Here is a 14,734-nt window from a genome sequence, read left to right on the forward strand (position 1 = left end):
CGAGGCGGTCCGCCAGCGCATCCTCGTCCTGATGGCGGGGGCGAGGTCATGAGCGCGAACCAGGCTGGCGTCGGGGGCACCGCGGCCCTCGGTACGTCCGCGCGCGTCGGGCTCGCCGCGCTCGTGCTCCTGCTGGCGGGCCGGGCCCACGCGGACGAGCCTGCTCTCGAGTGGGGCCGGTTCGAGCTCCGCTTCGATGGCTACATCCGCGCGGGTATCGGCACCAGCCGTGGTGGTGCAACGCAGGCTGCGTTCGGTGTGCCCGGAGCCCGTGCGAAGTACCGGCTCGGCAATGAGCCGGAGACCTACTTCGAGCTGAGCGTGGACGGGCGCTACCTGCTCGGTGACGGTCAGGAGCCGGACGCGCCATCCATCCAGGGCTACTTCACGGCGGGCGACTATGCGCCCATGGGGAAGAGCAACGAGCTGGGCCTGGACGAGGTCATCCAGGCCTACCTCACGTTCGCCGACTTCTGGCCCGGTGTCCGGGTGTGGCTCGGGCGGCGCTACTACGACCGCAAGGACACCCACCTGATTGATTATTTCTGGCTCAACCCCGGCCAGGGAGCGCACGCCGGCCTTGGCACGGACTGGCTCCTGCCGGGGGGCCTCTTGCTACGGGCCGCCGTCTTCCGATTGGAGGACCGGGACGCTCCGGAGGGCGGAGTCCTCAACAGCACCACGTTCGACGTGCGCCTCGCCGGGCTCCGCACCAACCCGGGCGGAGTACTCACGCTCTGGGCGCACTACGCGCTCCGGCACGCGAATGACTCTCCAGCGTTTCCAGCGCGGAATGGCTTCGGCTTCGGGTTCTGGCATGACCAGGACAAGGTCTTCGGCCTGGACAAGGTCAAGAACACGGTGGCCGTGTTCCATCAGCACGGCGCCGCGTGGCCCCAGAGCCAGGTCAATGCTCGTCCCATCCGGGAAGACCTGGGCTATGACCTGGTGCGCGCCCGTGTCTGGGAAATCAATGACAGTCTCTTGCTGGAGCCGTTCTGGCGGTGGTCGCTCCAGTGGGCGCTGGTGTTGCGCTGGGAGGACCGGGGGCGCGGCGGGGACGACACGGTGCGCTGGTTCAGCACGGGTGCGCGGCCGCTGTACTACCTGACCGAGTACGTGCACGTGGGGCTGGAGCTCGGGTACGACCACGTGGACAACGGGCCGTTGGACAGACGCGGAGGGCTCACCAAGGCGACCGCGCTGCTCCAGCTCTCCCGGGGACGGGGCTATTTCACGCGTCCCGTGCTCCGGCTGTTCGCGACGGGCGCGTGGTGGAGCAGCGCGTTCCGCGGGCTCATCGGCACTGCTCCGGATGGGGCTCCTTATGGGAATGGCACGTGGGGCTGGACGGTGGGCTCCCAGCTGGAGGCGTGGTGGTAGTCGCTCGCGTCACGCGGGTAACCGCCCACCGTGAAGTCGAGCACCCGCTCCCACAGCGCGTGGAACTGCGGCTCCTGGAATTTCGAGCCGGACTTGAGCCAGCTGATGTACTGCTCGGGCTGGTCGAAGTGGCCCATGACGTCCAGGTGGTCGGCCGCCACGGCGTGGAAGAGCTGTCCCCAGATTTGCGAGCGGCTCGGGACGATGCCGTCGCTCCAGGCCTCGAACGTCTTGCCGAGCGCCTCCTGGAGCAACTGGTTCTGTGCGGCCGTGCGCTCGGGAACCTTCAGCGTCGGGGAGAGGGGCGCGCTCAGCGCATACAGGGACGTGAAGATGCCGTAGATGAACGAGTCCGGGGGAAGCAGCAGGCGCAGGGACAGTCGGCGGAGCAGGCTGGGTGGAGGTGCTCCCGTGACGATGGAGCCGTAGCGCACGCCCTCCCGGTCCGGCGTGTCCCGGTTGAAGGCCTCCACCCCGGTTGGCGTGAGGTCTCGGATGAGCTCCTGGTTCTCTCCAATCTTGCCGAAGAAGTCATTGAGCGCCTCGCGCTCGTTCTCGGAGAGCACCGCGAGCAGCCTGGCGACCTCCGTGAAGAGGTTGGGAGGGATGCCCATCGAGTCACCCAGCCGGGTGAGCTTGTACAGCACCTGGAGCACGGCGGTCCTGAGCGGCATGGCCTTGCGGTGCAGCGCCAGGTACGTGAAGAGCCACAGGTAGCGGAGCAGCGCCTTGCCCACGTCGCCCTGAGTGAAGACGGTCGCCATGGGCGTGCCGTGATGCGGAGTGGAAATCGTCACCACCGTGCGCACGCGCTTCACGAAGGCCGGAGCCTCCGCCGCCATGCGCGGCGAGACGACGCACCTCGCGTCCAGTCCCCCCGTGGAGTGCCCGACGAGGTGGAGCACCGCGCCGTCCTCCGTCTCCGTCTTCGCCATCTCCTGGAGCACGGTGCGCGCACGCGCCACGAGCCCCGAGGTGGGCGAGGAGCGCACGCTGATGACCTCCGCGTCGAGGTTGCGGGCCCTGAGGCGCTGTTGGAGCAGCGAGGGGACGTGCTGGAAATAGGCGATTCGCTCCTGCTCCTGGTCACCCACCTGGGTGAAGCCGAAGAAGCCGGGGATGAGATAGACGCGGTGCCTCGTGGCCATGCGGCGAATCTTGCTTGGGGGCGGAGACGGGCGGCCTCGTCCTCCGGGGTAGGGACTTGGGCTGAATTGAGCTTTCGGCACCGCTCCGAGGGCCCCTGACAGCCCTGTCCCCAGTCGCCAGTCGGAGTGGAGCCAGACAGATTTCCCACTCGGTGCTTCGGGAAATCTGTCTGGCGTTGGCTCAGGCCCGGCGAACCCGGGTGCCGAACTCCTGCAGGCGCTCCACCACGTAGGCGGGATTGAGCAGCCCTTCAGGGTGGTAGAGCCCCGGCGCCACCGGCGGTCCGCCCGCGAGGCCGAGCAACCGCTCCACCGCGAGCGCCACGCCCCGCGCGCTCATCCCCGAGTGCACGTCCGCGTCGACGAGCTCGTGGCGCACGCGTCCCGTCGTTCCGTCCTCCCACTCGCCGGTGATTTCGATGATGACCTCGTGCGAGAGGGGCTTTCCGGTGGGGCGCACGGCGAAGTCGAGGCGGATGTTCTTCGCCTCGGTCGCGGCGGCGAGGCTCACCACGTCGAGCAGCGGATAGGCCCGGCCGCGCCACTTCGTTCCGTCCACACCGGTGAAGTCGCGGCTCGTGTCGTCGCCCTGGGCCCAGAGGAACTTCCCGTCCTCGAGCAGCAGCGGGCTCGGCAGGGTCTTCATGACGCGGTCCGTGTCGCCCTGCGCCGCTGGGCCGCCCACGTCGGCTTCATCGAACACCGCGCTGATTTCAATGGCATCCACGCGGCGGAATTCCCGGGCGAAGTGGAGCGTCGCCAGCGTTACCGTCCCGCCCAGGAAGTGGCCCAGCATGAGCACCGCCGAGCGGGTGGGGTGCTGGATGTGGAGCGCCACCTCGGGCCCGATGTCGAACACGAAGTCCGAGAAGGACACGTAGGGCACGCCCTTCGCCTGGGCGTACCTCATCGAATTGAGGGTGTCGTCCTTCAGCAGCACGACCACCGCGCTGAAGGATGCGCTCTCGGGAAGACCCAGGTCCCGGCGCTCCAAGTCGATGCTCACCGCCTCCGCATTCCCCAGCTCCCTGGCGAGCGCCTGGGCCTTGCCCAGGTTCCGCACGCCCAGGGTGAGGGGCAGTTCGGGTTGAAGCTTGCGAAGCGTCTTCGCGGCCCGGCTGCCGACGACGCCGGAGCCGCCGATGATGAGGACGGGATGCTGCCTGTTCGAGGACATGACGAATGCGCTCCTCTGGTCCGTGGGACCAGGGCTGTGTCTACGGTGGATGGGTGACGGAGGTGGGGGCTTGCGGCGGCAAAGACAGACGTCGCCGAGGTCAGTCGGGGACTACGCGCGACGGATGCGGGTGCCGAACTCTTCCAGACGGCGGAGCATGTACTCCGGATCGAGGAGGACGTGGGGCAGGTAGAGCCCCGGCGGCACGGGCGCGCCGCCCGCGAGACCGAGCAGCCGCTCCACGGCGACCGCGACGCCCAGCGCCGTCACGGGGGCCTGGCCCGCAGGATGGACGAGGTCGTAGCGGACGCGGCCGTGCGTCCCATCGTGCTTCTGCCCGGTGAGCTCGATGACGATTTCCGTCGAGAAGGGCTCGCCGCGCCGGCGCGCCTCGGATTCGCCCACCACGAGGTCGAAGCGGATGGACTTCGCGTCGGTCGCCGTCGCGAGGCTGAGGACGTCGAGCGGTGAGTAGGCCTGGCCCTGGAGCTCGCGTCCGTCCACGCCGATGAAGGTGCGCGTCGCCTCCGGCCCGTTGACCCAGCGCCACTTGCCATTCTGGAGAACGAGCACGCTCGGGGCGGCCTTCGTCAGCCGATCGAAGTCGACATACGCCGCCGGGCCGCCCAGGTCCTGCTCGTCGAGGACGGCCATGAGGTCGATGGAGTCGAGTGTCTTGAATTCACGCGCGAAGTGGAGGGCCGGCAGCACGACTGCTCCGGCGAGGTAGCTGCTGTCCATGAGGATGGGAGCGCTCGCGGGCTGGTGCACGTAGAGGCCTACCTCAGGACCCACCTCGAAGAGGCCCGTGGAGATGCTCAGGTACGGCAGCCCCTTCGCCTGGGCGTAGCGCATGGAGTTGAGGGTGTCGTCCTTGAGGAACATGACCACCGCGCTGTAGGCCCGGCCCTCGGGCTGGCCCAAGTCCCTGCGCTCCAGGTCGACGCGCACCGCGTCGGCGTTGCCGATGCTCTTGGCGACGGCGTTGGCCCTGGCGAGGTCTCTGCCGCCGATGGTGATGGGCAGCGTCGGATGGAGCCGGCGAAGTGTCCTGGCGGCCTGCGAGCCGACGATTCCGGAGCCTCCAACGATGAGGACGGGTCTCTGCGTGGGTGCGGACATGGCGGATGCGCTCCTCTGCCGGGTGGGGCAGGGCGGGTGTGGATTGGCGCTTCCCTACGATTAGTAAGTTACCAATGGTAGGTTCGCCATGTTTTCTTGGAGGCCACCGCGAAGGGGCATTACGAAACGCCCGGAACCATGAGTGAGACCCCGGCGAAGAAGCTGACGAAGGCGCAGCGGCGCGAGCAGCTGCTCGACATCGCGCATGCCATCGTTCGGGAAGAGGGGACGGACGCGTTGACGCTCGGCTACCTGGCCGAGCGGGCGGGGGTGAGCAAGCCCATCGCCTACGAGCACTTCAAGACGCGCTCGGGCCTGCTGATTGCGCTGTACGAGCAGATCGACGCCCAGCAGGTCCTGGCGCTGCTGGACGCGCTGAAGCGCACGCGGAAGCGGCTGGAGGACGTGGCGCGGGTGATGAGCGCCGCGTACATGCAGTGCTACACGGGGGCGGGGCCGGAGTGGCACGCCATCGCGGCGGCGTTGCGCGGCGACGGGGAGATGGAGGCCGTCCACTCGAAGCTGCTCGACAGCTACGTGGCGCTCTACTGCGATGCGCTCGCGCCGTACTCGGACCTGAAGAAGGATGAGCTCCACCTGCGCTGCGTGGGCATCATCGGCGCGGCGGAGGCGATCTCCCGCGACATGCTCCGGGGCCGCTTCGATGAAGCCACTGCCGCCGCGACGCTGGCTTCGCTCATCGTGAGCTGGCTCTCCAAGAAGGTGTAGCTGCCTGGGCAAGAGCAGAGAAGCGTTCTCCATCTCCGGGCTCTTCTCTGGATGCTGCCGAGCTCTATCCGTCTGGTCTGGGCCTTGGTCAGGCGCTCTTGGTCAGATCACGACGCCTGTATTGAATCAACCGGGTGGTTCAATTAATACAGGGATATATTGTTTTTCGTTATTTTCTGGCATGGAAAGACGTGCCAAGGAAGTCAGGGCCGGGGACTTTGCATGTTGCTGCGGTGGCTATTCCTCCTTGTGTTGGTGGTCCTGCCGGGGTGCAGTGGCACCAGTAGGGTCGTGCGCCTGAACACGGGCCGGGGCTCGCCCGTTGTCCACGTTCCTCGCTCGGAAAGAGCCGCCGCGCCGGTGGAGTTGGACGAGGACGACGTGAAGGAGGCTGTGGCGCAGTTGGCCCGGACCGTTCGTCTGTCCCAACGTCCCCAGGAGGAGGCCCGTCGCCTGTTCGGGGTGGACCCTCGGAGCGGTTCGTATCTCTTCGACGTGGGGAGCGGGCGCATTACCCCGCTCAGGCCCGGTGAGCACCTGGCCCTTGAGCTACCCCAGACCGAAGTCGAGCTGACGCGTGCGTATCTGCGCTGGTGTGACCGGACCGGGCGCGGAGGGGACTGTCTGGGCCTGCTGAAGGATGGTCCCTCCGTCACGGGAGATGCACGTTTCACCCTTGCCCTGGCTCTGGCGAAGGGCGCGGTAATGGACGAGCTATGGGATGCCGTGAAGGACATGGCCCACCCGGAGGCGTTGATGCAAGCGGCCTTATGGACGGCCGCCACCTACGCACTCCTCTGGACGGTGCCGGAGCCAGCGACCAAGGGCGTGGCGGCGGTGCTCACGGCGTCGCTCATCGTCTACGTGGGAGTGGACACCTTCTGGGGGCTCATTCAGGGCTTCCGGCAGTTGATGGCGGAAAGCGACCGGGCGGTGACGTTCGATGAGCTGCGCGATGCGGGGGAGCGCTTCGGGAAGGTGATGGGCCGGAACGCGGCGCGGGCGTTCGTGATGCTGGCGACCGCGGCCATCGGAAGCACGGCGGCCACGCTGGGGACGACGGTGCGGGGGTTGCCTGGAGCTGCCCAGGCCGCGGTGAGGGCCGAAGCGCAAGCCGGCGTGGTGTACACTGCGGTGGGGCAGGTCGAGACGGTTGCCATCGCTGCGGACGGTTTCGCGTTCGGTCTCGCGCCGGGTGCTGTAGCCATGTCATCGAATGGAACACGCGGCGGCGGGAGAGCCTCCTCTGGATACCAGGAATGGCAGACACACCGGGGCATGACGAAGGCGCGAGGGAGCGCGGGCCCAAACAAGGAATGGCACCACATCGTCGAGCAAACCGAGGGGAACGTTCGTCAGTTTGGGCCCGAGGCCATTCACAATACAGAAAACGTTGTTGCCCTCGACAAGACGCTGCATGATCTTGTGAGTGCATTCTACTCGCGGAAGGTCAACTACATCACCGGTTCCTTGGATTTGACCGTACGAGAGTGGCTGAGTGCGAAGCCATATGCAGCTCAGCGGGACTTTGGACTGCTTGCCATTGAAAACATAAAGAGGGGCGTTTGGAGATGAAGCTGGAAGCCCTCGTAAAGCAATTTGCTGAGAACGTCGCAGCACAGACGGACGCCATCTTCACGCCGGGCGCCGATCCGGAAGACAAGCACGGGGACCTTTATATCGCTGCCTTCAAAGAGCTTCGCAAGCATGGGGACATGGGCCGTGATGCGCTTGCTGCACTGTTTACGCATCCTCGAGCTGACGTCCGGATGGCGGCTGCCGCTTTCTTGCTCCGCTATCGAACTGCTGAAGCCAAAGCCATCTTGGAGGAAGTGGCGAAGGGTGAAGGTTTCATCGCCTTTGGAGCGGGACAGGCTCTGAAGCGCTGGGAGGAGGGTACCTGGGCCCTCGACCCGGAGTAGCAGTCAGGACGTCGCGGGGGCGTCTTCCCCCGAAGGAGGGATTCGTTGCTCCTTCTCACCTGACAGGATGCGCGGCATTCGAGCTGCCCATCGACTGGTGGACGCGAACCTGCGCGACCCGGGGGACACGCTCGTGGGCCGAATCGTCTCTGCGCAGGTGCGGACGGGGAGGTTCGTCACCGTGGCGCACGCACCCCGGCAGCGCGTGGCCACGGCGGACGTCACGATTGGCGGTCAGCTCATCCGGGCCGGAGAGGGTGTCCTCATCCAGCTCGACTCGGCCAACCGCGACGAGACGGCCTTCCCGCGGCCGGACCGGCTGGACCTCCAGCGCAAGCCGCACCGGAACCTCGCCTTCGGGCACGGTAGCCCGTGGCTCACGCGCGCGTGGGCGCCCTCCGCGTCGCCATGGACGCGATGACGGCGAGCAGCTCCACGGGCTCAATCGGCTTGGGCACGTGGGTGTTGAACCCGGCGAGCAGCGCGCGCGTCCGGTCCTCCATGCGGGTGAAGGCCGTGAGGGCCACCGCGGGAATGTCGCTGCCCTCTTCTGGGGACAGGGCGCGCACCCGGGAGATGAAGCGGTAGCCGTCCTCCTCGGGCATCCCGATGTCGGAGACGAGCACGTCGTAGGCCTCGCGCCGCAGCACGGAGAGTGCCTCCTCGGACGAGCCGGCCGTGGTGACGAGGCCGCCACACGTCTCCAGGAGGCTGCGCAACAGCTCCCGCGTGTCCTCCTCGTCGTCGACGATGAGCAGCCGGAGCCCCGTGAGCTGCGGAGGACGGGGGACGTCCTGTGCCAGCAGCGGTCCTCGCAGCGACGGCGGGACCAGCACCTCACGCCTCATCGTCACGGCCTGGGGGAGGGTGACGACGAAGGTGGCGCCCTTGCCCTCGCCCTCGCTCGACGCGGAGACGGTGCCTCCGTGCAGCTCGACGAGGTTGCGGACGATGGACAGCCCCAACCCGAGCCCACCCGTCTTGCGCGTGGTGCTGCCGTCGGCCTGGCGGAACCGCTCGAAGACGTGGGGGAGGAACCGCGGGGAGATGCCCTGGCCCGTGTCCGCGACGGTAATCTCCACCGAGGAGTCGCGCCGCTCCACCAGCACCTGGACGCGGCCACCCTTCGGGGTGAACTTCACCGCGTTGGACAGCAGGTTCCACACCACCTGCTGTAGCCGGCTCGCGTCGCCCATGACGCTTCCGGCCGAGTCCAGCGCGGCCTGGATGCGGATGCCCTTCGCCTCGGCTGCGGGCCGCAGCGATTCGAGCGCCGCCTCGACGACCTGGCTCACCTCGACGGCCAACACCTCCAGCTTCAGCTTGCCCGTCATGACGCGGCTCACGTCGAGCAGGTCCTCGATGAGCTGCCCCTGCGCGCGCGCATTGCGCTCCACCGTGGCGAGCGCCCGCTCCCGCTTCTCCAGAGGCAGCGCTCCCGAGCGCAGCAGTTGCACCCAGCCCAGCACCGCCGTCAGCGGCGTGCGCAGCTCGTGCGAGACGGTGGCGAGGAACTCGTCCTTGAGCTGGTTGGCCTCCTCCGCCTCCTCGCGCGCCGAGCGCTCTCGCGCGAGCAGCCGCTCCCGCTCCGCCTCCGCGAGGCGCTGCTCCGTCACGTCCTGCAGCGTGCCGACGATGCGGTCCGGCTGCCCGTGCGCGTCGAAGTGGGGCTTCACCATGGCGAGGATGGACCGCTCGACGCCGTCCCACCCTTGCACGCGGCACTCCAGCCGCGCCGCGCCCGAGCCCGGGTGCAGCGCCCGCTCGATGAGGGGCCTCGCCCCTTCCACGTCCTCGGGGAGGATGCGCGAGACGGCCTCCGCCACCGTGGGCGCCCGGCCTGGGGGCAGACCGATGAGCTGGAGCGCCCGCTCGTCCCACTCCATGACTCCGTGCGCGTATTGCAGCTCGACGACGCCGAGCTGCCCGGCCTCGAGCGCCATGCGCAGGCGCTCCTCGCTGGCGCGGAGCGCGGCCTCGGCCTGGGCCCGCCGGGCCACCTCGGCCTCGGCCTGCGCGCGTGCGGCCTGCTCGCGGGCGAAGGTCTCCCGCTCGGCGCGCTTCTCCTGCTCCACGGCGAGCTGGGTGGCCAGCTCGCGCGCGAGGTCCTCGAAGAACTGGTGGTAGGTGTCGTCGAAGCGGAGCCGGGGGCTGATGCCCAGGACGACCACGCCGCGCAGGTCATCCGCGCCCGTGCGCCGCATGGGCAGGGCGAGCGCCTTCTCGGTGGGCTCGGGCCAGGGGCCGAAGTGGCGGCCCCCGAGGAGCGCCTCCACCGAGTCGAGCATCACCGGTGCGTTCGTCTCCACGGCCCCGCGCGCTGCCTCGGTGATGCGCGCGAGGCCCGCGGCGCCGAATTCCTGGAGGCCTTCGAGCCCCGTGCTCGCCGTGAGCTCCAGCCGCTGGGTGTCCTTGTTCCAGTGGTAGATGAGCGCGAAGGGGATGTCCTTCGCGTTGCCGGCCAGTGCCTGGATGGCCCCTGTCGTCGCGCTTCCCGGCGAGTCGACCCGGGGCGCGACGGCGCGAAGTGTCTCCAGCCGGCGCTCGCTCAACACCACTTCGGTGACTTCGAAGACGGGCTGGAGGATGCCGGCGATGGCGCCTTCGTCGTCGCGGAGCGGGCTGAAGTCGAAGGTGAAGTAGGCCTCCTCGTTGAAGCCATGGCGGGTGAGGAGGAAGAAGGTCTTCTCGACCTGGATGACCTCGCCCGTCTCCAGGACCTTGCGCATCCAGGGGTGGATGACGGGGTAGGTGTCGGGCCAGCACTCGCGGTAGGTGGCGCCGAAGTACCTCGGGTGCCGCGGGCCCATGATGACGGCGTAGCCGCCGTTGTAGAGCTGCACCAGCTCGTCCCCCCAGAAGATGATGGCGGGGGCTGGCATCTCCAGAATCATGGAGACGTACGTCCTCAGGCTCCGCGGCCAGGCCTCGATGGGACCGAGCTTCGTGCAACTCCAGTCGTGGGCGCGGAGCAGGGCGCCCAGCTCGCCACCGGGTGCTGTCTCGAGAGGGGAGGAGGGGTGTTTCACGCGGAGGGTCTTCTGCCAGGGCGGGCTGTGCTGTCCAGCGACGCAGCCTGCCCTGCGCAGCGAGGACGCGCCCGGCTGAAGTGAGGCGGAGCAGGGGTGCGGGCCCCTGAAGTGCCGCTAGCGTCTGGACGTGAACAGCGTGGTTTCGTGACGTGCCCTCACAGGTCGCCGCCCAGGGTGCCGACGAGGCGGATGTGCCCCCTGCCAGCCTGGCTGCATGTGGCGTCGATGCTGACGCTCCACTTCGGCACCTCCGAGTTCCAGATGACGCGGCCCGTCCACGCGGTACGTCACGCGAGTCCTCGGGGGCAGGGCCGGAGGAGCAGAAGCCGTCCTGAGCGCAGAGGCTGGGCAGGAATGCGCTCTGCTCTCTCTGGCTTTGCAAGCAGAGGTGACCTGGGCGAGTCGGGCAGCTATTTGAGAGCGCCCGCCTCGGTCTCCTCGTCGGGACTGAATGGAGGACAAGCCCTCGTGCGATTCGCCACCAGTTGGGGCAGCTCCTGACCATTCTTGCCGGTGGCGTAGAGCACGAAGGTATCCGTTCCATCGGCATACCGGCCGTAATAGATGCGGATGCCCGCCGCGCCGGGTTGTACCAGGGGCGCGTCAAAGGCACTTCGGTCCAGGGCGTGCGAGCGGACAGCTCCGGGGGCGGCTCCAGCACGAAAGCGGGCGATGAGCTCCCGGGCATTGTCCCCGCTGATGAGATGCGGACTCTCCGGTGTTGCTGGAGGCGGGGCCGCCGAAGTCACCCACGGAAGGCTGCTCAGGACCACAGCCAGTGCGGCCACCAATCCCACTCCCATGAGACGTTTCCCACCCACCTGCGAAGGCATCTTGCTCTCCCTTGTTCAGGTGCGGCCGCGAGCCTATCCGGGGGAGTCCCACGAAGTGGAACGCATGATAGGAATTGCCTGATATAGAGTGGGAGCGACCGACGACGGCGGTCGTTCGAGCACAATGAACTGGGGGCACCCGTGACACTCCGTATTCCCTTCTCGGGCCAGCTGTGCCGTGGCCATGCGCTGGTCCTCTTCGTAGTGCTCTGCGCGTGGCAACCCGCCAGCGCCGGCAGCACGAAGATGGCGAAGTCCCCGGATGGAGGCGCGCCTCCACCCACCGCCACCACGGAGCCGCCGCTCACGATTCCGAAGGGCTGGAAGGGCTTTGCCAAGACGCCGCCCGAATCGTCCCGGCGTGTCTTCACCGACGACCCTGCCTTCAAGGTGACCATTCATACCAAACTGGCTGGTATCGCCGGACGGTGCTCCGAAGCCTTCTCCGCGGCCCAGTGGTACCAGGACATCCTCATGCAGCCGGCGGCCAAGGCGCACTTCGACAACTGTGCCTTCAGCGAGGGCGTCGGCTTCATCCACGAGATGCTCGACAAGGTGGAGAAGAATCAGGACTTCGTCGGCACGGATGAATTGACGGACGAGCGCGCCGAGCAGGTCATGCTGCTGCTCGGCCGCGCTGCGCACGGCATCCAGGACTTCTATTCTCATAGTAACTACGTCGAGCTCATGGCGGAGCAGGGCAAGCCCTTCTCCGCAGCGCTCGTCATCCCGCTCTGGACCGAAGCTGGCGCAAAACGGCTCGAAGCCATTCCGGGTCTGGTCAGCGGCACGTTTGGTAATACACCCAAGCGATGCCCGCCGGGCATTCTCGACCACACGGCCATGAACAAGGATGGGCCCGAGTCCGCCTCCGGGAAGAAGATGCTCGTGGCCTGGGACAAGACGGCGCATCGCGCGGCGCTCCAACTGGCCGAGCTGGCGACGCAGCAGTTCCTGCGGGATGCCTATGCGAAATGGCCTCGGCTGCGCGACAAGTGCAAGAGCACTGTCAAGTACGTCGTCTTCCCACCCGAGAAGCGGTAGCCGTCGCCATATGCCCGGTGACATGCCCCGTTTCGTCCTCGCGCTCGTCCTGCTCCTGGCCGGGCGCGGGCTGGCGCAGACGCCCGCCTGCCGGTTGGACTCGTCGCTGCAGGCGGACGTCCAGGCCGCGATGCAGCGAATCCGCGCGGAGTGGCCTGCCTCCGCTCCGGCGCTGCCCTTCAAGGACGTGGTCATCAACGGGCCGCGCTCCGAGGGCTCGCTGGTCATCGAGCTGATTCGCGATGTCGACGCAAATCCCAGCCGGTGCCCCCGAACTCCGGGCGTGAAGCCGGGGCTGCCAGATGCCTACAGCGTGGCGGGCCTGTGCGAACCCAAGGAAAAGGGCGCGGTGCTGCGTTGCTCCGCGGAGGGGCTCGCGGCGGTCAGCGCCGAGGACCGGAGGCGGGGAGTCCTCAGCTTCGGGCTCATCTACGTACTCGCCCACGAGATGTCTCACATCGCGCACGGGGACGCGGGTCGCTTCCTCCCCGCGGCCACGCCCATCGACCTTCGTCTGGACGCCAAGGAAACATGGCGCTCCTTTGGCCAGAGCTGTGGCCTGCGCGATGAGCGGGACCCACGTCTCGCCCAGGAGTTCCGCGCGGACGAGGACGCCGCGCGCATCCTCCTCCCGATTGCCCGGGAGGCCGCCGCTACGGAGAAGAAGACGGACCTTGGCGCGGGCGTGGCGTTGGGCATGTTGAGGCTGTGGGTGGCCTCGACGCGTCTGCGGGAGTGGGAGAAGCACCTGAACCAGGGTGCCGCCCTCCCGCGTTCAGTCGACGAGTCCCCCTTACCGGCGGGACCGGAAATCGTGTCGTGGGCCGTGGACCGGGCCATGTGTGACATGCTTGAGGCGAAGCGGGGCCGTGCACTGCTCCCGCTCTTCACGAGCACCCATCCCCTGGAGGCTGAGCGGCTGGCGCTCGTGTCGACCCAATTGGCAACGCTCATGCCGGGACCGCCCCGGCCAGTGGGGGAGGGCTGGAGCAGCAATCCCTCAACATCCTCGAAGGGATGGGACACGCCAACCTCGTCATCGACCTGATGCAGGCCGAGTTCATGCGGGACTTCGGCATCCGCTTCTGCAAGCGCGTGGACCGGGATGAGCGGCCAGATTGTGCCGGGGTCCCCAGGCAGGCTCCCGTCCCAAAGCAGGAGTGTCCGGCCTTCTCCGCCCGACGCATGTCCGCCAAGCCTTCGGGAGGAAGTCGGCAGGTCAGGCTTACGGAACACGAGGGGAAGTGGCGGGTCGGCGAGCAGGTGACGTTCGCGCTTCCATTGTTGGCAGGTGGAGTGCTCGTGGGCCTCGCGAGCCCACCTGCGCTGGGTATCGCGAGTGGGAGTGGCTCCATGACGGTGCATGCGCTGCCCTGCACGCCGCGCCATGCGGTTGACCAAGGGCAGGTCCAGCAGGTGCTGTGTGATTCACCGCTTGGAGTGCTGGAGACACGCGGTGCTGTTCCGGTCCGATTCGATGCGCTCGAGGACATCTCGTTCAACGGTGAGGCGATTCCACCGATGGACCCGCGCGGAAGCTGGCTCGGAGAGGCGGCCGGGCACACTTTCGCGGCTGTCCATTTCCCTGGCTCCGGAAGTTCCACGACGGTGGAGCTTCGGGAAACGGACGCGGTCACTGCCATGCCGTGGAAGAACTCGTGTGATGTTCTCGCATTCGGGATGGGCATCTTCCAGGGCGCGCCTTCGGGCAAGCTCTTCGGCGCGACGCTGAGTTCCAAGGTCATTCAGCGCACCGCGCGCTTCGATGTAGACCTGACGAGGGCCGAGTCCTTCACCGCCCATTCGGGGGAACCGCCGGTCATCACCTGCGGTTACTCCCGGCCGCTGGACCGCATGCTCTGCTTTGATCGCGGCGGAGCGCTCTTCGATCCTTTCGTGGGCAGAAAGCCACTTGCACGGGTCTTGGGGGCGACAGCACTTCGTAGCGCCAGACGGGTCGCGGGGCAGATGTGCTCGACGCCTGGAAGTACGTATGTGTTGGCCATGGCGCTGGAGGGAGTCGAGCCTGGGAGCGAAGTCCATGCGGTGGGGATGCGGAAGCAGGCTCAGACCCTGGTGTCACGGGATGGCAGGCCGGACGCGACGCTCACTTGTGGTGGGGAGCGAGCGACCCTGGTCCTCAGGGACAGTGAGGGCTCGGAGGTGTTGTTGCTCCCCTGAGTCTGGGGCGGATTCGAAAGCTACCTGGCGATGAAAGCCAAGGCGCTCCGGTGACGCCAATATGATGAGGGTTCCGTCGCGCCTGTAGCACGAAGGCCCGCTGGCTCATGAAAGGGACTCCCCCGGACCCGCGATGCGAGGGTTTCCCGGCGGGAAACCCTGG

Annotated in this window: 13 protein-coding genes; 8 read left to right on the forward strand and 5 right to left on the reverse strand. The window is 67.6% G+C overall.

Annotation, left to right across the window (positions count from 1 at the left end):
* The first annotated feature begins 48 nt into the window (after positions 1 to 48).
* The gene (locus ACVTJA_RS20520) at positions 49 to 1,383 is read left to right on the forward strand and encodes a carbohydrate porin (RefSeq protein ID WP_465838472.1); all 1,335 of its coding nucleotides are present in this window, start codon (positions 49 to 51) and stop codon (positions 1,381 to 1,383) included.
* Here the strand turns inward: ACVTJA_RS20520 and ACVTJA_RS20525 are convergent.
* The 3 genes from ACVTJA_RS20525 to ACVTJA_RS20535 form a co-directional block, all read right to left on the reverse strand.
* Positions 1,326 to 2,531 carry an esterase/lipase family protein gene (locus ACVTJA_RS20525; RefSeq protein WP_465838474.1) on the reverse strand — a complete coding sequence of 402 codons (1,206 nt, stop codon included), beginning with the start codon at positions 2,529 to 2,531 and terminating at the stop codon, positions 1,326 to 1,328. The two genes, ACVTJA_RS20520 and ACVTJA_RS20525, sit on opposite strands and share 58 nt — an antisense overlap.
* A 181-nt stretch (positions 2,532 to 2,712) precedes the next feature.
* The gene (locus tag ACVTJA_RS20530; RefSeq protein ID WP_465838476.1) at positions 2,713 to 3,708 is read right to left on the reverse strand and encodes an NAD(P)-dependent oxidoreductase; all 996 of its coding nucleotides are present in this window, start codon (positions 3,706 to 3,708) and stop codon (positions 2,713 to 2,715) included.
* A gap of 111 nt (positions 3,709 to 3,819) precedes the next feature.
* The gene (locus tag ACVTJA_RS20535) at positions 3,820 to 4,830 is read right to left on the reverse strand and encodes a saccharopine dehydrogenase family protein (RefSeq protein ID WP_465838478.1); all 1,011 of its coding nucleotides are present in this window, start codon (positions 4,828 to 4,830) and stop codon (positions 3,820 to 3,822) included.
* A 138-nt stretch (positions 4,831 to 4,968) separates the two neighbouring features.
* Between ACVTJA_RS20535 and ACVTJA_RS20540 the strand changes: the two genes are divergently transcribed.
* The 4 genes from ACVTJA_RS20540 to ACVTJA_RS20555 all read left to right on the forward strand — a co-directional run bounded on the left by ACVTJA_RS20540 (position 4,969) and on the right by ACVTJA_RS20555 (position 7,902).
* Complete coding sequence (locus ACVTJA_RS20540; RefSeq protein WP_465838479.1) at positions 4,969 to 5,559, forward strand: TetR/AcrR family transcriptional regulator; 591 nt, start codon at positions 4,969 to 4,971, stop codon at positions 5,557 to 5,559.
* Between the two features lie 222 nt (positions 5,560 to 5,781).
* The gene (gene sitA5 / locus ACVTJA_RS20545) at positions 5,782 to 7,134 is read left to right on the forward strand and encodes a SitA5 family polymorphic toxin (protein WP_465838481.1); all 1,353 of its coding nucleotides are present in this window, start codon (positions 5,782 to 5,784) and stop codon (positions 7,132 to 7,134) included.
* Positions 7,131 to 7,481 carry a DUF2019 domain-containing protein gene (locus ACVTJA_RS20550; protein ID WP_465838483.1) on the forward strand — a complete coding sequence of 117 codons (351 nt, stop codon included), beginning with the start codon at positions 7,131 to 7,133 and terminating at the stop codon, positions 7,479 to 7,481. The genes sitA5 and ACVTJA_RS20550 overlap by 4 nt, the downstream gene beginning before the upstream one ends.
* Before the next feature lie 67 nt (positions 7,482 to 7,548).
* Positions 7,549 to 7,902 (forward strand): cytochrome P450, encoded by a 354-nt coding sequence (locus tag ACVTJA_RS20555; RefSeq protein WP_465838485.1) that lies wholly within the window; start codon positions 7,549 to 7,551, stop codon positions 7,900 to 7,902.
* On the opposite strand, the gene ACVTJA_RS20560 is transcribed toward ACVTJA_RS20555, so the two are convergent.
* Together ACVTJA_RS20560 and ACVTJA_RS20565 are read right to left on the reverse strand one after the other, a co-directional pair.
* Positions 7,859 to 10,510 carry a hybrid sensor histidine kinase/response regulator gene (locus ACVTJA_RS20560; protein ID WP_465838487.1) on the reverse strand — a complete coding sequence of 884 codons (2,652 nt, stop codon included), beginning with the start codon at positions 10,508 to 10,510 and terminating at the stop codon, positions 7,859 to 7,861. The two genes, ACVTJA_RS20555 and ACVTJA_RS20560, sit on opposite strands and share 44 nt — an antisense overlap.
* A 413-nt stretch (positions 10,511 to 10,923) precedes the next feature.
* On the reverse strand, positions 10,924 to 11,346 hold the full coding sequence (locus ACVTJA_RS20565; protein WP_465838489.1) for a hypothetical protein: 423 nt from the start codon (positions 11,344 to 11,346) through the stop codon (positions 10,924 to 10,926).
* Positions 11,347 to 11,487: 141 nt separating this feature from the next.
* On the opposite strand from ACVTJA_RS20565, the gene ACVTJA_RS20570 reads away from it, so the two are divergent.
* Genes ACVTJA_RS20570 through ACVTJA_RS20580 form a run of 3 tightly spaced genes read left to right on the forward strand, consistent with a single transcriptional unit; the run spans position 11,488 to position 14,571 of the window.
* Complete coding sequence (locus ACVTJA_RS20570) at positions 11,488 to 12,390, forward strand: hypothetical protein (RefSeq protein ID WP_465838491.1); 903 nt, start codon at positions 11,488 to 11,490, stop codon at positions 12,388 to 12,390.
* A 22-nt stretch (positions 12,391 to 12,412) separates the two neighbouring features.
* Positions 12,413 to 13,438: a hypothetical protein gene (locus ACVTJA_RS20575; RefSeq protein WP_465838492.1), complete on the forward strand. Its 1,026-nt coding sequence runs from the start codon at positions 12,413 to 12,415 to the stop codon at positions 13,436 to 13,438.
* A complete protein-coding gene (locus tag ACVTJA_RS20580; protein WP_465838494.1) occupies positions 13,408 to 14,571 on the forward strand; it encodes a hypothetical protein in 1,164 nt (387 codons plus the stop codon). Before ACVTJA_RS20575 ends, ACVTJA_RS20580 begins: the two co-directional genes overlap by 31 nt.
* The last annotated feature ends 163 nt before the right edge of the window (positions 14,572 to 14,734 follow it).

It is taken from the genome of Pyxidicoccus sp. M6 (genome assembly GCF_055568925.1).